The organism is Methanosphaera sp. (assembly GCF_022768985.1).
Lineage (GTDB): Archaea > Methanobacteriota > Methanobacteria > Methanobacteriales > Methanobacteriaceae > Methanosphaera.
Window position 1 is genome coordinate 115,146 of record NZ_JALEKL010000011.1, and the last position, 21,560, is coordinate 136,705.

Below are 21,560 nucleotides of genomic sequence, written 5' to 3' on the forward strand. Positions count from 1 at the left end.
TTTTTTAATGTGGTAGATTTAAATGGATTATAAAAAACTTGACATATTTTCGCCAATGATTTTAGTGGTACTTGTTTTAGTATACCTTATTTTTGCATATGTTGGTTTTTCCTTTAACTTAAAAAACTTGACAGGTGTGGGATTTAACACTGTCCTTGTTATATTTTTAGGACTTGTATTTTATGTTCTTGGAGTTTATATTGTTAAAGGCTTACTTAAAAATAGAGAAATTACCATTGATAAATCAAAGATTAAAAAGCTTACATCAGAGAAGTTTATTGTGATGGTTGTACTTCTTGGAATTATTCTTCAAGTTGTTAATCTTCTATATCTTGGAGGTATACCTCTTTTTAGTGGATATTTAAAAGCTAAGGCTGCAACACGTATATGGCTTTTGTCATATCTGTTATTTTTACCTTCAATTAACATATTACTTGCTAAGTATCCTAAGAAGAAGTATTTCCTACTGTTTATTGTAGGTTTAGTACTCTTTACATTTACAGGATATAGAACAACTGTTATGGCAATTGTGATAAGTATATTTATCTGTCTTTATTATACTCGTGATCTTAAATGGACACAGCTTATAATATCAGCTGCTGCAATATTTGCACTACTACTTATTGTAGGATATGTTGCTGTAAAATCAATAGAATGGCAAACATGGACATTAAATCCTCTTGAACTTCTATTTTACAGGGCAGGATATACTCTTCAAGTTCTTGATCATGCCGTAGCACTTCAAGGAAGTACACATGGACTTCTATTATACAATACATTAACAGGATTTTTAAAATCAACAGATCCAAGAGTGATTGTAGGTTCAACTACACTAGGATATGCACATTCAACAACATCTATGATATTTGGTCCGGCTCTACTTGACTTTGGAGCTTATGCTATGATTATTCAAATGTTACTTCTTGGAATAATTCTTGGCATACTATATCATTTAATGAAAAATACAAAAGATAATCTCTTTGTTGCATTATATGCAATGATATTAGCACATACACTCATATGGATTGAAACAGGACCAACAGATTTAGTAGTATTATTATTTTTTGCAATTGCAATAATACTATGTTTATACACTACAAAAATTACCAAAAAGAGAGGATGAAATTTGAACATAGCAATAGTAGCTGAAACAGCTCCAGCAAAGACTTTAATTCCTATAATTGAGAAGTTAGATACAGATGTTAATATAACATCACTTACTCATAGTGAAGGTGCTGATCAATTACTATCAGTTTATAGTGATGAGCTAATATCAATAGGTCAATCACGGAGAAATACTCAAAAAAGACGAAGTGATATTAAGATTGCATCACTTGTTATGCGTGATGTATATAGGACTCATCGTGAACTTAAAAATAGGGATATTGATCTTGTCCTTACCTGTGGAAATGCAGGTGATGTTAGAAAAGGAATAATGGCAGCAAAAAAACTTAAAATTCCAACAATTCATATTGAACAAGATATTTACAATCCTATTGAAATGATATCTTATGCTGATATTATAACAGTACCTCATGAGGATGCAAAAAAGAAGCTTAAGAAGATGTATGGTATTACAAATACTATCAATATTCGTGGATATCCTCAGGCTGAATATGTAAGTAAGGTTCCACTTACAGATAAGAAGACATTGTATGATTATTATAATATTGATGATTTCTATCTTCTTGTTCTTGGTGGTGATGCTAAAGCTGAGGATGTTCCAAGAATTATTCATGAGGTTGAAAAGCTTGATAAGGACATTTTAATTGTTCCATATCGTTTTGATACAGATTATGTTCTTAAGTCTATTCGCAGAAATAATACTTATGTTATTGATGGATATGTTGATCTGTTAAGTCTTATGAATGCATCACAGGGTGTTATATACATTGCTGGTATGGGAATTACAATTGAAGCAGGTGTATTATCTACTCCTGCTGTTAAAATTAGAGGTTTCCATCGTGATCATGAAAGTAATAATCTTGCAACTCGTATTGGTATTAATGTAGTTGATGTTGAAGATATCTCATATGGTGTTGATCATATGAAGCCTGCTGTTGGTAGTCGTCTTGTTAATAATGGTATTAAGGCAAGCTGGAAGGTTGCAGATTTAATTAAACAAAGACATATGTTTAAGATGCAATCTGGTGGTGCATCATCACTTAAAAGAATTTGGAATCAACGTAAAAAGTACAGATGAAAAAAAAGAGGTGTATTTTTGGATGAATTCACACCTTTCATCCAATTATTTTTTTATACATTTTTTAGCTTATTTTATTTTGGTGTTTAATTTTTTATTTTAGAAGTCTATTTTTTCTATTGTTTCATGAAGATTTTCAAGTAATTGTTTTTGATCTATTTTTTCAACAATTTCTTTTACAAGTTCTAAGTCTGCATGTGTTTCTGGATATTTTGGTACTGCAAGACATCCCCCATCTTCAATTATTGAAACTTCATATGAACCAATTTGCTTTGCAATAGCTTCAATTTCTATCTTATCTGAACATATAAGTGGGCTAAATATTGGCATGCGACAGTGATATCTTGTAGATTCTATATTATTTAGTGTTTGTGATGCAACTTGTCCTATACTACTTCCATCAACTATTGCACTTGCATGTTTTATATTTGCAAGATATTCTGCAATTTGATACATTCCACTTTTACATAGTACACATGTCATTCTTGGTGGTGCTAGTTCTTTTACATCACCTAGGTAGTTTCCAAATTTAACAGAATATAGTTCTACTTTTTCACCTAGTGAATAACGTTGAAGATTAGATGCTTGTTGTTTTACTTTTTCCATTGTATCTTTTGTAAATGGTTCATTATCACAGTGAAGTAGTACTAGTGAACATCCACGTTTTAGCATCTGATATGCTGCAACTGGTGAATCTATTCCTGATGATATTAAACATACTACTTTTCCCTGTGATCCTACAGGTAATCCTCCAAGTGTTTTAATTTTCTTAGTGTAGAGGTATGTTATATCATCACGTACTTCTACATACAATGTAAAGTCAGGATTTGATAGATTTACCTTTGCATTTGTTAGTTTTACAACAACAGATCCACAGTATCCTGCCATTTGCTGGCTTGTAAAGTCATGATTTCCTACACGTCTACATTTAACTGCAAATGTATCAACTTCAGGATTAAATTCTCCAGCATCTATAACTTCTGGTATTACCTCATCAATTAGTTGTTTTATCTTATCATTATCTGTCACTGTTTCATACACTGGACTATATGATACTATTCCAAATACACGATGCAGTACATCATCTACTTTTTGTTCATCTTCATCTGTTATTAGAAGAAGACGTCCTTGATTGTTTATAAATTCACATTCAAGTTCTGTTTTTATGTTTTTCATTAATTTATTTTCAAATTTACGTCTTATCTTTGGACTTTTTATTCCTATTTCTCCATATCTTACAATGTATTTCATGTTCTCCTATTTCCTCCCTAGTTAAATTTAAATTATTATAAATCCTCAATTAGTCTTGCTAAGTTTTTAAGATTTTTAACTTCATGAACTTCTGCACCAACTTTTATGTAGTCATCAACACAGCTTGTATGTGATTTCCAGTTTTCTTTTGGTTCTGGATTAAATATCAGTACTCGTTGTGTTTTTTCAACAATTTTTCTCAGTACCACTGCACTTTCTGCCAGTCCTTCTTTTTGTCTTGATTTCCAGTCTCGACAGTCTGTTAGTATTATTACAACTGTTCTATAATTTAGTGGTGCTTGATTTAGAAATTGTTTAAATGATTGTGTCATGTCTGATTCTTCATGTCGCATCCCATGAGCTTTTCTTTTATCCATTATACTTTGATATGTCCTGTAGTATGACTCTGTTTTTAGTTCTTCTGATATATCAATTATTTGGCTGTCAAATTCATATGTTGTTACTTTTCTAAATGATCTTTGACATCCATAGATTATTGAAAAAAACCAGCTGCTAATCCAGTCACATGATCCACTTATATCATTTAAAAATACGTGTTTTGACTTATCTAGTGGTGGTTTTGCTTTTTGTAGATCTATTAGTTTTCCACCATTTTTAAGGTTTTTACGTATTGTTTTTTGTATGCTTATCTTATTTTTATTTGCCTTTTTTTGACGTTTCATTCGTCTGTTTGCAATTTTCTTTCCTAGTTTTCTGCATACTTCTAGTGTTTTTTCATCGAATTGATTTAGTTGTGTTATGTCTGCATCTGGTATTTCTTTTTCTTTTAGTGTTTTTCTTTTCTGTAGATCTGCACTCATTTGTTTGAATATTATTTCCTCAAATGATATTTGTTTTGGTTTTGGTTTTTCTTTTGGTTTTGGTTTTTTGTTGAATTTTATTTCATCTGTTTTTATTTTCTCTGGGTCTTGTTTTTTTTCTGGTTTTTGTTTTTGTTTGTCTTTGTCTTTTTTTGGTGGTTTTTTTGTCAGGTCGCGTGGTGGTTGTTTTAGTTTTTCTGTTTCTTTAAATAGATCATCATATATTTTATTAAATTTTGCTTCATCGTATGAATCTTTCACATATACACTTTTAAATGCGAGTTTTAGGTTTTTTGATGAGTTTGTCAATTGCATTATCTCATATACATCACATGCTAGCTTTGTAGTTCTTATACTTACATTTACTCCTTCATCTCGTAGTTTGTTTGATAGTGCAATTATTTTTTCATCTGGCATTAAAAAAAAACATCCTATTACTTTTTATTATTATTGTGTCTTGTTTGGTGTTATTTTTATTTTTATTTATTCATGTAGTTCTCTATTAACATTGTTATATTTTTATATTCTCTTATATAAATGATTATATAAAATAAATAAATAACCACAATAAAAAGGAATATTTATCATGAAAACTAGAAATAAAATCCTGATAATCATAGCATTAGTTGCAATAATAGGCATCTATTCACAACTTATTGCACAAAATCATGAACACTTCGCAGATGATAATACAGGATATATTATAAAACATACATACGACTATTATAATTCAGATAAATGTATCATTCTAATTGCAGGAATTCATCCACGAGAAAAACTAGCAATAGATCCTGAAATTAAAGCAGCAGATGAATTTGCAAAAACAAACAACATAAAAATGATAGTCTATGAAGTTCACATAACAAAAGATGCAGATGACTACTCAAAAAGTCGATACAATGGTGAACATATCATAGCAAAATATGTAAATAGTGATGTTAGAAAATATCCAAATGCACCTGTTATAATATCACATTCACATAAACCAGGCTATGGTGAAGGATTTTATGTTGCAACACCTGCAATGGATGAAAAATCTGTTGAAATTGCAAATCATATAAAAGATAATGGATTTAACTACTATCCAGTACTTGGAAATGAGGAATATAATAGTACATCAGCAAAGCTTGTATCAAAACCAATAGCAAATAGTGGAAATCCAACACTGGTTTATGAAATTCCCGAAAATATCACAGAGTATGAATCAACAAAAAAAGCATGCAAATTATTTAAATTATGTAATTAAATTGGGTTTTTATAAAAAAAGTTAAAAAAAGAATTAAAAAGTAAAATACGTTTTTTTAATTAAAAGTTTATAGAAAAATCCATATATTTTCTCTTTTTTTAATTAAAAATTATATATCCAGATCCAATACTGATGATTTTGTCATCTCTTTTGAAATCTGATATAATTCTTCGGCTTCTTCTTCCTTAGAATAATATACCTTTTCGTTTTGAGGATTATAATATGGATAATTTTCACGTACACATACTTTAATTCCTTTGTATGTAGTTTCTACATAATCCCCTGCTTCTTCATTCTGATAAATCTTTATATCAGAGCTCATATTTGATCCTAAGGTTCTTTTCTGGACTGTCGAAGTGCTATTTTCTGTTTTATTATAGTTGCCTGTAATAATACATTTAATTTTTGACTTCATTACATCTCCTTCTTTAAAAAATATTTTCATAAATTGTTTTATTTAAAAAGTTATAAAATTTATCAAAATTATTTTTAGTACATACTACTATTTATTAAAAATATTATATAAATCTAAGTTAGTTTTAATAATAATAACTATTAAAAGTATTACAAATTTAATATTATAAAATAATATAATTAAAGAAAATCAAAAACTATTAACTATCTAAAAAAAATTACAAAAAGATAATATAATTAATTATAAAATAAAATCAATGGATGTGAAAATTGTGAAAGTAAAAAATCAATACATAATAGAAGATATAGATGATGCAAAATACAACATTAAATGCTGTGTAGAATCAAATCCTGAAAATAGCTATGATACAACATACTACTTCCATGATGGAGACAGATGGATAAAAGACTTCATAGACATAACAAAACTTTCACCAGAAGATAGAGATGAAAAAGATAAATTTGATGAATTCATAACACACCTTCATGACTACATTGTACATGACCATTTCTGGGAAGATCTTGCAGAAATAAAAGTTGGAGAATCATTAAAATCTGAAGAATATAAAGTTGTAATTAGAAACAACACACAATAAAAAGAAAATATAAAAAAAATATTACTGTAGTGGGGGATATTTTTATGCCAATTCATGAAATAAAATGTAGAATTATTGACAATACTTATGAAGATGATGATTTTGATATATTAACAAAAATAGTTCTTGATCATAGAAAAAAGGAAATTTATGCATGGGATGGCATTGAATGGAATAAGGATGGATTTAAGAGAATTTATTCTAGCAAAAAACAGATTGAATATAATGAATTTTACAATCGTATTGCAAAACTTGTTAATAGTGGACTTTTATTTGAAATAGCAAATGACTTAAATGAAGATGAAAGCTACTTATTTGAAAATGAAAGAATCTACATCTATATTGAAGAAAGAAAAGATCTCTAAAAAAAATACTTCCCCTCCCCTTACTTTATTTTATTACTACATCTAAACTTATTTTAAAAAAAAAGAATTTAAAAAAAAAGAGAATTTATACTCCTTTTCTATATTATGTCTGCAAGGTGTTGTCCTAATCTTTTTGCAATTGCAAGTATTGCATAAATTGGTGGTATTCCTTCTGCTTTTGGAAGTACTGATCCATCTGCAACATAGAGGTTTTCTATTTCTGTTTGAAGATTACTATCTACAACTTCTCCTACTGGTGATGTTGCAATTAGATGTGCTCCTCTTGTGTGTGTTGATGAGATACTTTCCATGTCAACACCTGCTTGTTTTAGTATTGCTCCTGCTATTGCTGATGCTTGTGCAATGTATGCTACATCATCATAGTCTATTGATTTTTCTACCTTATTTGCATATACTTTTCCTTTCCTGTTATCTGGGATTTTTATCATGAAGCTTAATACATCATCAGCTGTTGCATCAGGATGTGTTTGTTTTATTCCATCAAGTACATACTGGCTTGTATGTGGTGATATTACAGCATATGGAAGTTTTATGAATTTGTTCATTTCTATTTGTTTTGTCTGATTTGCTCCTTTATAGTATCCTCCTATTGTTATGAATGGATCTACTGCAAATGTTTCACCTGCTGTATTTATTCCTGCAAGTCTTAATAATTTTGGTGTTACAACTCCTCCTGCTGCAACTACTACTATATCAGCTGTATATGTATTTGCCTTGTTTGTAACTACCCCTTTAATTTTTGAATCTTCAACTAATAATTTTACTACTTCTTCATCTGTTATTAGTTTTGCACCGTTTTGTTGTGCTATTTTAAGGTCTTCAAGACTGCTCCATTTTGCTCCATGTGGACATCCCCATGCACATTTTCCACATTGCTTACATTTTGTTGCATCTATTGCTTTTGGCATTGGTTGCATGTCAAATCCAAGTTCTTCTGCTGCTTTTTGAAGAATATGATCAGCATCTCCTATGTGTGATTCTGGCATTGGTGCAATTTTTAGTTCATCTTTTAGTTCATCAAGTTGTTTTGTTATGTCTATGTCATATTTTTTTAATTCTTCAACAAATGATGGTATGAAATTTCCAGCAATTACTGTGGATGATCCTCCAACTAGTGTTGTTTTTATGATCTCCATTTCATTTCTATCCCATGTATCATAGTATTTATATGCATCTTTTGTATCAGCTAGTGGTCCTTTTTCAATTATTAGAACTTCTGCATCCTTATTTTTTGAAAGTTCTTTTGCAACACTTAGTCCCCCAGTTCCTGCACCTATTATAATTACTTTTGTCATTTAAGTTCTATTCTCCTTTTTTTGATTTTTTATAGTTTGTTATAGGATCATGATATATTATTTCTTGTTTTTCTTTTTTGGTTTTTCTAGATTTGGATTTTCTATTAGATTTTTTATTATTTGTTGTTTGTTTTGTTTGTTTTGGCTGTATTGGTATTTGTGATGTTAGTGGATCTTGTTGTGTTTGTTGATATTGTTGTGGTGGTATTTCTGGTTGTGGTTGTATGTATTCATCTGGCTGTTGTGGTTGTTGTGGTTGTTGTTGATTGAAGTATACTTCTTTTTGTGGTATTTGTTTTGGTGGTTTTTGGAAGTATACTTCATCTTTTTGTTGTGTTTTTTGTTTTTTATTGCCTCCAAGTAGGTTTAGTATGAATATTACAGCTGATGATACTACTGTTGTTATTATGATTGCTATTATTATTGGTATTGCAACTCCTATTGCTTGATTTATTATTGTATCTGTTAGTGTTATGCTTACTGGTATTGGTGTTTCTGGTGTAAATTGTGCAAAAAACATTCCAGCAGGATATGATATTACATAGCCTATGATTGTATAGAGTACTGCTGCTATTATTGCATCTTTTCTTCTTTTTGATATTAGTGTTGTTATTAAACCTATTAGTGCTAAGATGATTATGTAGCTTATTGATAGTCTTGTTAGTATTAAAGCCGCTATTGCTACAACTACTATTTCTATTGATCTTAGTATTTTTGAATCCAATTTTATCATTTCCCTATCATGTATTATATTTATAATCAACAAACAATATATAACAATTGTTATATTATTATTAGATTATTAAAAAATTATTAAATTTATATTAATATATATTATAATAGCAATTAAAATTTTATGAAAAAAAATATGAAAATCCACTAATAAAAAAAAATACAAAAGGAGAAATCAACAATTAAATACAAAACAATAGAACATCCAAACAAACAAGAAGCATACAAACTAATAGATGATGGATTTAATAAAAAAAGTATGATAATAATCCTTGCAAAATGTCACGTAGAATATGAAGGAAGAGCAAGAAGTAAACTAGATACAGGTGACAGACTCATACTAATAAAAAAAGATGGAACATTTACAATACACCAACAACTAAATCTAGACCCAGTAAATTGGCAAGCACCAGGATGTAAAAACACAGTAGAATATAAAAATGGAAACCTAACTCTGAAAAGTAAGAAAACAAAGCCAAATGAAGAAATAATAGTATATCTTGATGAAGTATACACAGCAACATACTACAACTGTGTTGATACAAAAGATCTTGAAATAAGAGGATATGAAAAACACATGGTAGATCTTGCATGGGAAAATCCAGACCTACTTGAAAAGGGATTTAGACCAACAAGACGAGAATACCAGACAGACAATGGATTCATAGATCTAATGGGAAAAGATAAAAATGGAACATTAATGATTCTAGAATTTAAAAGTAGAAAAGCAGGAACAAATGCAGTAAAACAACTAAAAGGATACATAGACTGCTTTGCTGATAATAAAGACTTTGTACGAGGAATAATAGTAGCACCAGACATAACAGACAATGCACAAGAAATGCTTGATGAACTACAAATGGAATTCATAGCAATGGATCCACCACTAGATCTTCTAAAACATAAAACATCAACACTAGATTCATTCTTCTAGATACAAATTAAAAAAAAAGAGAAAAAGAAAAGAAAATAATTACAATATACATTCATCATATTCAACATCTAAACTTTGAAGAATAGCCTCAACAATACATGCAGTATTCCATCCAATAATCTTAGTTGCAACCTCTTCAAGTTCATCTGGAACTTCCTCAACACCATATGGACGTATTAATATAATAGGCTTACTAAAGCTTTGAGCATACCTAATATGCTCTTCTATTTTTTCTCTATCATCATCCCAAAGACCTGATAGAACAATTAATACATCACAATCAGCAATTGCTTCAGCATAATTATCACAATCTGTAGTGTCAGTCCACTTAAATGCTTCTGTAGCATCAGAAAGTCTTTTTATGAAAACATTATAATCTTGACAATCCTTTGGATATGATATAAATACATTATAATCTCCTAAATCATTTTCTGGAAATAAATCTAACATCCTATTTCTACCTCTTATTTAATTTTATATTAATGAATTACGTTCAATTTCAATCTCATCACCAGTATCATCATCATAAATAATAAAACAATCCTCAGGACAGATACTAGCTGCTGTTTCTACTTCATAGAGTGATTTAATAACTTTTGATGCAATGTTATCTGAATCAATAAATCCACCTTCTATTGCAACAAGATTATCATCATCTAATATGAGAATTTGTGATGTTTTAATACATGCACCACAACCTCGACATTTATTTCTATTAATTTCTACTTCATACATACCTAAATCACCTACTATTTAAGGGCTATGATAATTTTAAATAATTCTAATTTCTATTTATTTTTTTTAGTAATTGTATAAATTATATTAAATTAATAACTAATAAACAATACTATCATATTTATTGGAGGGAATAAAACAAATGCAGGATTTTAAAATAGCAACATGTCAGATGGATGTATGTGAAAATAAAGATGAAAATATAGAACATGCAATACAATTAATAAAAAAAGCATCAGCTAACGATGCAAAGCTTATCACACTACCTGAAATATTTAATGGACCTTATGATACAGCAAAGTTTATTGAATTTGCAGAAGATGAAAATGACGGCCAAACACTACAAGCTATGAGTAAAACTGCAAAAAAACATGACATATACTTGCAAGCCGGATCAATAGCTGAAAGATGTGATGATAAAATATACAACACAGCATACCTATTTAACCCTGATGGTGAGATAATTGCAAAACATAGAAAAATGCATCTTTTTGATATTAATACAAAAACAATGAAATTTACAGAATCAGACACACTAACTGCAGGAGATAAGATTACAACAGTAGATACAGATCTTGGTGTAATATCAATTGCTATATGTTATGATGTACGTTTTCCACAACTTTGGACTTTAATGAGTCAAAATAAGTCTGATATAATACTACTTCCTGCAGCATTTAATATGACAACAGGACCACTTCACTGGCAAACTCTTATTCGCACACGTGCAATTGACACACAAGCATATGTTGTTGCAACATCACCAAGTAGAATTGACAATCCATACTATGTTGCATGGGGACATTCTATGATTGTAGATCCATGGGGTAAAATATTATCAGAAGCTGAAACTAAAGAGGAAATTCTCTATGCTGACATTGAAAATAATAAAATAGATGATGTACGCGAGCAAATTCCTGTTCTTAAAAATAAAAGAAATGACATCTATGAAACAATAATGAAATAAAAATAAAATGAGAAAGGAGAGGATAGATTTAGATATTAAAAAAAAAGATGAAGTATTAGTATCTTTTTCTACTTTTTAATACTCCTAATCTTTTCTTTCTTCCTATTTTTCTTAGCTTTTTAATGCTAACTTTTTTATCACTAGATTTTTTAATTGATGGTTTTTCAGCATCTTTCTTTTTAGATACTCGTTTAACTGCAGCTTTTGTAGGTACTGGTTTTTTATCTGATTCAATTTCTTCAGATACTCTTTTTATTGCTTCTTTTGAAGGTACTGGTTTTTTATCTGATTCGATATCTTCTGATACTCTTTTTATTGCTGAATTTTTAGGTTTAGGATTTTTTTCAGAAACCATCTTTTTTGATGCTCTTTTTGTTGCAGATTTCTTTGCTATGGATTTTTTAGATGATGCCTTCTTAGTTGATTTCTTTGTTGTTGACTTTTTAGTAGTAGATTTTTTATCTGTTGATTTCTTAGTTGTTGACTTTTTAGTAGTAGATTTTTTATCTGTTGATTTCTTTGTTGTCTTTTTTGATTCTGATTTTTTTGATGATTTCTTTTTTGATTTTTTAGGTTTTGGATCTATCTTTTTAAGTGCTTTATTTGCAACTTTTTTAAATTCTTTATCTCCTGTTGCTGCACGTCTTGCCTTTTTAATTGGATCTACTGCTTTTTTATCTCCAATATCACCAAGTGCTTTTGTTGCTGATGTTCTTACACCCCAATCTTCATCAACAAGAAGTTCAATTATTGGATCTACAGCTTCTCCTACTTCCATTTCACCAAGTGCTTTTGCTGCAAATTTACGTATTGCAAAGTCCTCACTTGAAAGAGCATTAATTAATTCTTCTGCTACTGCTGCATCACCAATATCTTTAAGTGCAAGTATACCGTATTTTTGAACCATTTCATCATCTTGTTTTAAGACATTTATTAATGGTTTTATTGATGCATCACCAATTTCTGATAATGATTTTGCTGCCTGAAATCTTACAAGTGGATTTTTATCTTTAAATGTGTCAATTAATATATCTATAGCATCTTCTGGATATTCAATTAATTCTTTACATGCTTCTATTCTTATTGTATGATCTTCATTTGATAGTTTTTGTTTTATCTCATTAATTGTCACTAATATCAACCTTCTATTATTGTTATCTTTCAATGAATTTCTATTATGTAGATAGTAATCAATGCCCCTTTTTTAGTATAGTCTTAGTTTTTTTCTATAATCCCATAATAATCCATAAAATCTTACATTAAGTTATATTATGTTTTCTATTTTTAGTTATAATAATTTTATTATATGTATGTTTTTCTTTTTAGTAAAAAAATTATATCCTATAAATTTAAAATATAATAGCATAAGAGAAAATGGTATTTTTCTTACTATTTTATAAAAAAACAATAGGATATTTTATTTATGAAGAGAATAGTTTTATCAGGAACAGGTAGTGGAGTAGGAAAAACAACTATATCTACAGGTATTATGAAGGCATTATCTGATGAATTTAAGATTCAGTCATTTAAGGTAGGACCTGATTATATTGATCCATCATATCATAGTTGTGCAACATCTATACCTTCACGTAATTTAGATTCATTTTTTATGTCTGATGGTCAAATAAGACAATCCTTTAAAAATGGTATGCAACATTCAAAAGCAAAATATGGTATTATTGAAGGAGTACGTGGATTATATGAAGGTATAAGTCCAGTAAGTGATGTTGGAAGTACATCATCTATTGCAAAGGCACTAAATGCTCCTGTTATATTAATTATTAACAGTCGAAGTTTAGTTAGAAGTGCTGCTGCTATGGTACTGGGTTTTAAAGCATTAGATCCTGAAATTAAAATTGAAGGTGTAATACTTAACAATACAAAAAGTGAAAAACACTACCTTAAAACTAAAAAGGCAGTTGAAACTCTTACAAACACACCTGTTATTGGTGGAATTATACGAAACCCCGATATTACAGTAAAACAAAGACATCTAGGCTTAATACCAGCTGTTGAAAAAGATACAATAGCAGGTATGGTAGAAAAATGGGGTGAGTTAATTAAGGAAAATATTGATCTTGACATGCTTGTTGAAATTATGAAAAGAAGTGATGATATAGAAGATGACTATGCACCTATCTGGTCTGAAACTACAACAAAACAGAAGACAAAAGTAGCAATACCATTTGATGAAGCATTTAACTTCTATTATCGTGAAAATATAGAAGCACTTGAGGCTAACAATGCAGAAATTGAATATTTCAGTCCAATACATGATGAAGTTATGCCAGATGCTGATGCATTATATATTGGTGGTGGATATCCTGAAATATTTAAAAAAGAATTATCATCAAATACCTCAATGTTAAAGTCAATAAAACAATTCTCAGATGATAACAATCCAATCTATGCTGAATGTGGAGGTCTTATGTATTTAACACGTTCTATTGATGATATGCCAATGGTTGATGTATTTAACTATAAATCAACACTTACAAAGAAAGTTCAAGGATTAAGCTATACAATAGCAGATGTAATACAAGACAATCCTATACTTAAAAAAGGTCAATCATACCATGGACATGAATTCCATTATTCAAAAGTTGAATATACAGGAAATAATAAGAACGACTTTGCACTTGAAATGAAACGTGGTGTAGGAATTACAGGAAAATATGATGGACTACTAAAAAACAATACACTTGCAAGTTATGTTCATACACACACCGCATCAATGGATGAATTTGCATATAACTTTACACAAAATGCATTATAAAAGTAGAATAGAATTAATGGTATTTAATAATATAGATTTATTATATTTTTTTGAAGTGAAAAAATGGTTGTAAAAATTGCAATAATAAAAATGGGAAATATAGGAACATCACCTATACTAGATTTAATACTTGATGAAAGAGCAGATCGTGAAGATATAGATGTAAGAACAATAAGTTCTGGAGCAAAGATGGGAAAAGCACAACTTGATGTGCTTGATTATGTTAAAGAAAATGATTTTGATCTTATCTTATTTATAAGTCCAAATCCAAGTATTGGAGGACCTAAAAGTGCACGTGAAATACTAGCAGAAATTGACATTCCAACAGTAATAATTGGAGATCAGCCAGGTGAAAGAGCAATAAGTCAGATAAAAGAACAAAATCTTGGATATATCATAATAAAAGCAGATCCAATGATTGGTGCAAGACGTGAATTCCTTGATGCTACAGAAATGGCAATATTTAACGCTGATATTATGCGTGTTCTTGCAATTACTGGTGTTTTCAGACTTATTCATACAACAATTGATGATATGGTTGAAGAAATTAAAAACAATAAAAATGTAACACTTCCAGAACTCATAGTTACATCAGAAAATGCAACTGATGCTGCTGAATTTAAAAATCCATATGCTAAAAGTAAGGCAATAGCAGCATATAATATTGCATCAAAAGTTGCAGAGATGGATGTTGAAGCATGTTTTAAAGTGAAAGATCCTGAAAAATACATACCAATGGTATGTGGTGCACATGAAATGATGGCAACAGCAGCTCAACTTGCACAACAAGCACGTGATATTGAAAAAAGTAATGATGTACTTTTCAGATCATCACACAAACGTAATGGTGATGTAGAAGTAAAACACCACCTTATGGATTGATATTAATTTTAAATCATTCATATAAATTATTTCACCACCACTATTTTTTATATTCTTTTTATTTAATTTTAAATACTGTATTTTACATAAATTAAATTAATAACTTTTTTTAAGTTATATATTCTAAAAATAAATAATTTTAATTAGTTTTATCACGTAATAACTAATTAGAATTTTTTTAAATAAAAATAGGAGTGTTAATTTGACTAATGAATCAAAAAAAGAAAACATTGAATTAATACTAGGAGATTATAAAAAAGCTATTCGTAAACTTTCATGGCCAATTGTTGTCAGTCTACTTATTTCAGTATCATATAATTTTATTGATTGTATGTGGGTTGCAAAACTTGGAAGTAATGAACTAGCTGCAATGGGACTAATATTACCATTATATTTTGTTTTTGTAGCTTTTGGAAGTGGACTTGCAACAGGTGTTAATAGTCTTATTGCACGATATATTGGAGCACGCAACTTTAAAAATGCAAGCAATAGTGCAGTACATGGAATATTTCTAACAATTATTGCATCAATTCTACTTGCAATTGTAATGAATTTATCACTTCCATATATTTTAGCACTTATGCATGCAGGAAGTGCAACAACTGCAGCCCTTGAATATGGAAATATAATATTTAATGGAGCCTTTGTATTATTTTATAGTAATGTTGGTATTGCAATTTTAAGATCAGAAGGAGATGTAAAACGTGGAATGTATTTAATGACAGCAACCACTATTTTAAATATAATTCTTGACCCAATATTTATATTTAATTTTAATATGGGAATTGGTGGTGCTGCATGGGCTACCATAATTACTGAAACTATTAACTGTATCGTTCTTATCTACTGGATCATATCAAAAAGGACACATACCTTAATGTTTCATTTAGAGACTTTAAATATAACACAGATATTGCAAAAAAGATTTTATCTGTTGCAATACCAGATACATCAGAAGATATACTAAGTAGTTCAATATTTATTATTGAAAACTATATTCTTGCAATGACAGGAGGTGTAGTTGCTGTTGCAGTTTATGCAGCTACTTTAAGAATTACTAAACTTATTACTATTCCAATTAAAGGTTATGGTTCTGCATTAATTACAGTTGCAGGAGCAGCATATGGAGAAAAAGATTATACAAAGTTTGATAAATCATTTAAGTATACAATGAATATCTCAATTATTGTTACATTTTTACTTGTTATAATTTTTTATATATTTACACCACAGATATGTTCACTATTTTCAAGTGGAAATACTCAAATTATATCATATATTACTGATGCAACACGTTATTTACTTATATTTATGGTATTTCAATGTTTTAGTGTAATTCCATGTATGCTTTTCCAGTCTGTTGGTAAAGGAACAACATCACTTATACTTTCACTTTGGAGAAGTATAATTTTAAAAGTTATATTTACAGTAGGAGTATTTGCTATACTTTTAAATAATGGATTTTACAGCATATATAATGGATATATTATGAGTTTAATATTTGGTGGAATTGTAGCATTTATGTGGGCTTTAAGATATATTAGAAAATTAAAAAAATCAGATGATACAATTACTATATAGTAATTTCACACAATCACCACCCCTAACTTTTTTTTATATATAAATACTAACTTATACAAAATAGTAGTAAGTAACTTAATTTACAATGATTAAACTTATATATTCAATGAATTCTATGAAAAAACTAAATTTGATTCTATTTTTTTACAAATAAATTTCTTCTTTTTTTACAACTAAAAACAACGACTTTTTCTTTTTAAAATAAAATATGAGAGGTGAAATTGTTATGTCAGGTAATGTTCAAAAAAATAGTAATATTGAACTTCTTCTTGGAGATCATAAAAAGGCAATACGTAAGCTTGCATGGCCTATGATGGTAAGTATGTTTCTTATAATGGCATATAATCTTGTTGATAGTATATGGGTTGCAGGTCTTGGTGCTGATGCTCTTGCTGCTATTGGATTTATAAATCCGTTATATATGATTCTTATTGGTCTTGGTAATGGTATTGGAGCTGGTGCAAATAGTATGATTGCACGTTTTATTGGAGCTGATGATTATGATGGTGCAAATAATTCAGCACTGCATAGTCTTGTGTTGACTATTATAATTTCAATTTTTGGTGGAGCTTTAATATGTTTTATGCTTCCTATGATTCTTGAGGCTATGGGTGCAGGAAGTGCAACAGGTGCTGCTCTTGAATATGGATATATTGTATTTGGATGTATGCTTGTATTTATATACAGTAATGTTGCTACTGCTATTTTAAGATCAGAGGGTGATGTTAAACGTGCAATGTATTCAATGGCTATTACTGCTATTTTAAATATTATTCTTGATCCTATAATGATTTATGTTTTAAATATGGGAATTAGTGGTGCTGGATGGGCTAGTGTTATATCTGCTCTTATTAGCTGTGTTGTACTTCTCTACTGGCTTCACTTTGAAAATAAGATGTATCTTGATATTAATTTTAAGAATTTTAAATATAATTCTGGTATTTTTAAGGGAATTCTTGGTGTTGCAATACCATCAACTTCTGAAAATATTATTATCAGTATTCTTAATATGATTTCAAATTGGCTTCTTGTAATTACAGCAGGTACTGTTGCTGTTGCTACATATACTGCAGCTTTTCGTGTAATTTTACTTGCTAATATTCCTATTATGGGTCTTGGTACTGCTTTAATTACTGTTTCTGGTGCTGCATTTGGTGCTCGTAACTATGAAAAGCTTAAAAATGCATTTATATATACTTTGAAGTTGGGTGTTATGATTTCAACTGTGATGATTGCAATTGTTTATATTTTTGCTCCACAAGTTAGTATGTTATTTGCATATAATTCTAGTAGTGCTCTTGCACCACAGATTTCTGAGACTTTGCGTATTATGATTGTTTTTGTCTATTGTATGTGTCTTGGAAGTGTTGCATCTATGATGTTCCAGGGTGTTGGTCGGGGTAGTGTTGCACTGATTCTTACTGTTATTCGTGCTTTGATTCTTGAGAGTATATTTTCAATATTATTTGCTCTTACCTTCGCTTGGGGTGCTTATGGTGTTTATTATGGAGTTGTAACGGGTGGAATGATTGGTGGTCTTATCTGTGTAGGATGTGCAATGTTCTACTTTAGAGGTCTTTTAAAATCTAGTACTACTTCATAATTTATTAACCTCCCTTTTTTATTATTCTTTTTTTATTAAATTACACTTGCAACATATCTTAATAATACATTTTACTTATCCTTGTATGATTTATTTTACTTTTTAAATAATTTACTTTTTTAATTATTGCTTTTTAAATAATTTACAAAATTAATTATTGACAAAGTCAATAGTTTTATATACAAGCATAAATAGAATATATAAATAGAACATAAAAATTCTAAAAATAAAAATAATTAAAAAAAATATTTTTTAGGTGAAAAATAAATGAAATGCACAGAAAATAAATGCTTAAAAGATGAATGCACAAAAAATGAATGTACACGCGACAAAGACAATTTATCATTATCATTTCTATTTTCTGCATTCCTGAAAAATAAAAAAATATACTTTAATAAAGCTCTCAAAGAACATAACATCACAATAGCACAAATGCCCGTGCTCATATCACTTCTTAAATTTGATGACTATGTATATCAAAAAAACCTAGTTAAATCACTATACATAGACACAACACTTGTTACACGTTATCTTAGAATACTTGAAAATGAAAAACTTATAAAACGTATAGAAGACTATGAAAACAGACGACAAAATAAGATAAAACTAACAGATAAAGGAAGAAAACTGGCAACAAATTCATACCAAGAACTCCTTGAATATGAAAATACAGTTATTGATGATGTTATTTCAAGAGACGATATAATGGATATTTTAATATCAATAATTGAAAATCAAGATAAAATAAACAAGGGAGGAAAAGATTAAATTGGCAGATGAAATAGTAGAAAAAAATAGTAACATTGAACTACTCCTAGGAGATCATAAAACTGCAATTAAAAAACTAGCATGGCCTATGATGGTAAGTATGTTTCTTGTAATGGCATACAACCTAGCAGACGGTGTATGGGTAGCAGGACTAGGAGCAGATGCACTAGCAGCAGTAGGATTTATCACACCATTATTTATGATACTTGTTGGTCTTGGAAATGGAGTTGGAGCTGGAGTAAACAGTCTAGTTGCACGTTTTATAGGATCAGATAACTATAAACAGGCAAACAACACAGCATTACATAGTCTAGTATTAACTGTAATAATATCAATAGTAGGAGCTGTTGTAATGTGTCTTGCACTCCCAACGATTCTTGATGTTATGGGTGCAGGATCAGCTACACAAACAGCACTTGATTATGGATACATTGTATTTGGATGTATGATTGTATTTATATACAGTAACGTTGGAACAGCAATTCTAAGATCAGAAGGAGATGTAAAACGTGCAATGTATGCAATGGCAGTAACAGCAATTATAAACATTATTCTTGACCCTATAATGATCTACACACTAGGAATGGGAATTAGTGGAGCAGCATGGGCAACAGTAATATCAGCTGCAATGAGCTGTCTTATACTTCTTTACTGGATACATTACAAAAAAGACACATACCTTGATTTAACACTATCAAACTATAAAACTGATAGAAAAATCATAACAGGAATTCTTAACATTGCAATTCCATCTACAGCTGAAAACCTTATCTTCAGTATACTTGGTATAATTGAAAACTGGCTTCTTGTAACAACAGCAGGAACAGCAGCAGTAGCTGCATATACAGCAGCATTAAGACTTATACAAATTGCAAACATTCCTATCATGGGACTTGGTACAGCATTAATTACAGTTGCAGGAGCAGCATATGGTGCTCACAACTATGAAAAACTTAAAAATGCATTTACCTACACCCTCAAAATGGGTCTTATTATTACAACAGTAATGGTAATATTATTCTACATATTTGCACCACAAATAAGTATGATCTTTGCATTTGGATCAAGTTCAACACTTGCACCACGTATTGCAGAAATTATACGTATTATGATCATATTCATATACAGTATTTGTATGGGAGCAGTAGCTGCAATGTTATTCCAAGGTGTTGGTAAAGGTACAACATCACTTGCACTTACAGTTATCAGATCATTACTACTTGAAGTTGTATGTTCCATACTCTTTGCATTAGTATTTGGTCTTGGAGAATACGGTGTTTACTATGGAGTTGTAACTGGTGGTATTATTGGTGGATTTATAAGTTTAGGATTTGCATTATTTTATCTTAAACGTCTCAGATCAAACTATCATCCACCAGAAAATGCAGACTTATAGATATTCTAACTTAAACCTCATATTTGTAGAATTATAGATTAATTCTACTTTCTTTTTTTATATTTTCTTATTTTTAATAGATCTATTAAAACAAACTTAACATTATTCTAAATTATATTTTATGTAATGATTAATTATAATTAATTATAAATAGATCATGATAAATAATTATAAATAATAATATTTAGGAGAAAATTATAATGTTAAAAGATAAAGTAGCTGTAGTAACAGGTGGAACAAGAGGAATAGGATTTGCAACAGTACAAACATTCCTCGACAATGGATGTAAAGTAGTACTATTTGGATCAAGACAAGAATCAGTAGATAAAGCATTAGCAAAACTTGATGAAATTAATCCTGACTATGCAGTTGAAGGAATGTATCCTAAACTAACAGATGAAGCAGAAATTAAAGAAGCATTTGCTACAATAAAAGAAAAATATGGAAAAATCGATATTTTAGTAAACAATGCAGGTGTTGCAGAAGACAAACCAATTGAAAATCTTAGTGTTGAAGATTTCCAAAGAACAATTGACTTAAATGTAAATGCAATATATGTATGTACAAAAGCAGTTACAGAAATTATGAAAGATCAAGGTGAAGGAGTAATACTCAACACAAGTTCAATGGTATCACTCTATGGACAAGCATCAGGATGTAGTTACCCTGCATCAAAATTTGCAGTAAATGGTCTTACAAAATCTCTTGCACGTGAACTTGGTCCTGCAAATATTCGTGTAAATGCAGTAGCACCTGGTGTAATTGCAACAGATATGGTAGCATACCTCCCAGAAGAAGTAGTTGAAAGAATTGCATCAACAATACCTTTTAAACGTATGGGACAACCTGAAGACATAGCAAATGCATTCTTATTCCTTGCAAGTGATATGGCATCCTATGTAACAGGTGAAATTCTATCAGTTGATGGAGCTACAATGACATAAATCTTTTTAAGATTATAACCTCCAAATTAC

The 21,560-nt window shown here is 29.5% G+C and carries 23 protein-coding genes; 15 read left to right on the forward strand and 8 right to left on the reverse strand.

Annotated features, from left to right (window positions below; all coding sequences use genetic code 11):
- Positions 1-22 precede the first annotated feature (22 nt).
- Both MRZ80_RS05880 and MRZ80_RS05885 read left to right on the forward strand, forming a co-directional pair.
- On the forward strand, positions 23-1,123 hold the full coding sequence (locus MRZ80_RS05880) for an oligosaccharide repeat unit polymerase family protein (protein ID WP_292537203.1): 1,101 nt from the start codon (positions 23-25) through the stop codon (positions 1,121-1,123).
- Positions 1,124-1,126: 3 nt separating this feature from the next.
- A complete protein-coding gene (locus MRZ80_RS05885) occupies positions 1,127-2,203 on the forward strand; it encodes a UDP-N-acetylglucosamine 2-epimerase (protein WP_292537206.1) in 1,077 nt (358 codons plus the stop codon).
- Between the two features lie 99 nt (positions 2,204-2,302).
- Here MRZ80_RS05885 and thiI read toward each other — a convergent pair whose 3' ends face one another.
- The gene (gene thiI / locus MRZ80_RS05890; RefSeq protein WP_292537209.1) at positions 2,303-3,454 is read right to left on the reverse strand and encodes a tRNA uracil 4-sulfurtransferase ThiI; all 1,152 of its coding nucleotides are present in this window, start codon (positions 3,452-3,454) and stop codon (positions 2,303-2,305) included.
- 35 nt (positions 3,455-3,489) lie between these two features.
- Positions 3,490-4,692 (reverse strand): VWA domain-containing protein, encoded by a 1,203-nt coding sequence (locus MRZ80_RS05895; RefSeq protein ID WP_292537212.1) that lies wholly within the window; start codon positions 4,690-4,692, stop codon positions 3,490-3,492.
- A 169-nt stretch (positions 4,693-4,861) separates the two neighbouring features.
- Here MRZ80_RS05895 and MRZ80_RS05900 point away from each other — a divergent pair, with 169 nt between their 5' ends.
- The gene (locus MRZ80_RS05900; protein WP_292537215.1) at positions 4,862-5,521 is read left to right on the forward strand and encodes a hypothetical protein; all 660 of its coding nucleotides are present in this window, start codon (positions 4,862-4,864) and stop codon (positions 5,519-5,521) included.
- Between the two features lie 109 nt (positions 5,522-5,630).
- Here the strand turns inward: MRZ80_RS05900 and MRZ80_RS05905 are convergent, their stop codons facing one another.
- On the reverse strand, positions 5,631-5,936 hold the full coding sequence (locus MRZ80_RS05905; RefSeq protein WP_292537217.1) for a hypothetical protein: 306 nt from the start codon (positions 5,934-5,936) through the stop codon (positions 5,631-5,633).
- A gap of 271 nt (positions 5,937-6,207) precedes the next feature.
- On the opposite strand from MRZ80_RS05905, the gene MRZ80_RS05910 reads away from it, so the two are divergent.
- Both MRZ80_RS05910 and MRZ80_RS05915 read left to right on the forward strand, forming a co-directional pair.
- Positions 6,208-6,531: a hypothetical protein gene (locus tag MRZ80_RS05910; RefSeq protein ID WP_292537220.1), complete on the forward strand. Its 324-nt coding sequence runs from the start codon at positions 6,208-6,210 to the stop codon at positions 6,529-6,531.
- A gap of 44 nt (positions 6,532-6,575) precedes the next feature.
- Complete coding sequence (locus MRZ80_RS05915) at positions 6,576-6,896, forward strand: hypothetical protein (protein ID WP_292537222.1); 321 nt, start codon at positions 6,576-6,578, stop codon at positions 6,894-6,896.
- Between the two features lie 98 nt (positions 6,897-6,994).
- On the opposite strand, the gene MRZ80_RS05920 is transcribed toward MRZ80_RS05915, so the two are convergent.
- Positions 6,995-8,212 carry a GMC family oxidoreductase N-terminal domain-containing protein gene (locus MRZ80_RS05920; protein ID WP_292537224.1) on the reverse strand — a complete coding sequence of 406 codons (1,218 nt, stop codon included), beginning with the start codon at positions 8,210-8,212 and terminating at the stop codon, positions 6,995-6,997.
- 7 nt (positions 8,213-8,219) lie between these two features.
- Complete coding sequence (locus MRZ80_RS05925) at positions 8,220-8,936, reverse strand: hypothetical protein (RefSeq protein ID WP_292537226.1); 717 nt, start codon at positions 8,934-8,936, stop codon at positions 8,220-8,222.
- Between the two features lie 204 nt (positions 8,937-9,140).
- On the opposite strand from MRZ80_RS05925, the gene nucS reads away from it, so the two are divergent.
- Positions 9,141-9,878, forward strand: coding sequence for an endonuclease NucS (nucS, locus tag MRZ80_RS05930; RefSeq protein ID WP_292537506.1), 738 nt, complete (start codon positions 9,141-9,143; stop codon positions 9,876-9,878).
- 39 nt (positions 9,879-9,917) lie between these two features.
- Here nucS and MRZ80_RS05935 read toward each other — a convergent pair whose 3' ends face one another.
- Complete coding sequence (locus MRZ80_RS05935; protein ID WP_292537229.1) at positions 9,918-10,328, reverse strand: hypothetical protein; 411 nt, start codon at positions 10,326-10,328, stop codon at positions 9,918-9,920.
- A 24-nt stretch (positions 10,329-10,352) separates the two neighbouring features.
- A complete protein-coding gene (locus tag MRZ80_RS05940) occupies positions 10,353-10,613 on the reverse strand; it encodes a ferredoxin (RefSeq protein ID WP_292537232.1) in 261 nt (86 codons plus the stop codon).
- Positions 10,614-10,755: 142 nt separating this feature from the next.
- Between MRZ80_RS05940 and MRZ80_RS05945 the strand changes: the two genes are divergently transcribed.
- A complete protein-coding gene (locus MRZ80_RS05945) occupies positions 10,756-11,580 on the forward strand; it encodes a carbon-nitrogen hydrolase family protein (protein WP_292537235.1) in 825 nt (274 codons plus the stop codon).
- A 55-nt stretch (positions 11,581-11,635) separates the two neighbouring features.
- Here MRZ80_RS05945 and MRZ80_RS05950 read toward each other — a convergent pair whose 3' ends face one another.
- Positions 11,636-12,712 (reverse strand): HEAT repeat domain-containing protein, encoded by a 1,077-nt coding sequence (locus MRZ80_RS05950; RefSeq protein ID WP_292537238.1) that lies wholly within the window; start codon positions 12,710-12,712, stop codon positions 11,636-11,638.
- A 291-nt stretch (positions 12,713-13,003) separates the two neighbouring features.
- Between MRZ80_RS05950 and cfbB the strand changes: the two genes are divergently transcribed.
- The 8 genes from cfbB (at position 13,004) to MRZ80_RS05990 (ending at position 21,530) form a co-directional block, all read left to right on the forward strand.
- Entirely contained in the window at positions 13,004-14,356 is a 1,353-nt protein-coding gene (gene cfbB, locus MRZ80_RS05955; protein WP_292537241.1) for a Ni-sirohydrochlorin a,c-diamide synthase, read from the forward strand.
- A 63-nt stretch (positions 14,357-14,419) separates the two neighbouring features.
- Positions 14,420-15,238 (forward strand): F420-dependent methylenetetrahydromethanopterin dehydrogenase, encoded by an 819-nt coding sequence (locus tag MRZ80_RS05960; protein WP_292537244.1) that lies wholly within the window; start codon positions 14,420-14,422, stop codon positions 15,236-15,238.
- 202 nt (positions 15,239-15,440) lie between these two features.
- A complete protein-coding gene (locus MRZ80_RS05965; RefSeq protein WP_292537247.1) occupies positions 15,441-16,205 on the forward strand; it encodes an MATE family efflux transporter in 765 nt (254 codons plus the stop codon).
- A 38-nt stretch (positions 16,206-16,243) separates the two neighbouring features.
- On the forward strand, positions 16,244-16,819 hold the full coding sequence (locus MRZ80_RS05970) for an MATE family efflux transporter (RefSeq protein ID WP_292537250.1): 576 nt from the start codon (positions 16,244-16,246) through the stop codon (positions 16,817-16,819).
- Positions 16,820-17,045: 226 nt separating this feature from the next.
- Positions 17,046-18,422, forward strand: a complete 1,377-nt coding sequence (locus MRZ80_RS05975) for an MATE family efflux transporter (RefSeq protein ID WP_292537254.1) — start codon at positions 17,046-17,048, stop codon at positions 18,420-18,422.
- Between the two features lie 267 nt (positions 18,423-18,689).
- On the forward strand, positions 18,690-19,190 hold the full coding sequence (locus MRZ80_RS05980; protein WP_292537257.1) for a MarR family winged helix-turn-helix transcriptional regulator: 501 nt from the start codon (positions 18,690-18,692) through the stop codon (positions 19,188-19,190).
- A gap of 1 nt (position 19,191) precedes the next feature.
- Positions 19,192-20,586 (forward strand): MATE family efflux transporter, encoded by a 1,395-nt coding sequence (locus MRZ80_RS05985; RefSeq protein ID WP_292537260.1) that lies wholly within the window; start codon positions 19,192-19,194, stop codon positions 20,584-20,586.
- Between the two features lie 200 nt (positions 20,587-20,786).
- Positions 20,787-21,530, forward strand: a complete 744-nt coding sequence (locus MRZ80_RS05990; protein ID WP_292537263.1) for a 3-oxoacyl-ACP reductase family protein — start codon at positions 20,787-20,789, stop codon at positions 21,528-21,530.
- The last annotated feature ends 30 nt before the right edge of the window (positions 21,531-21,560 follow it).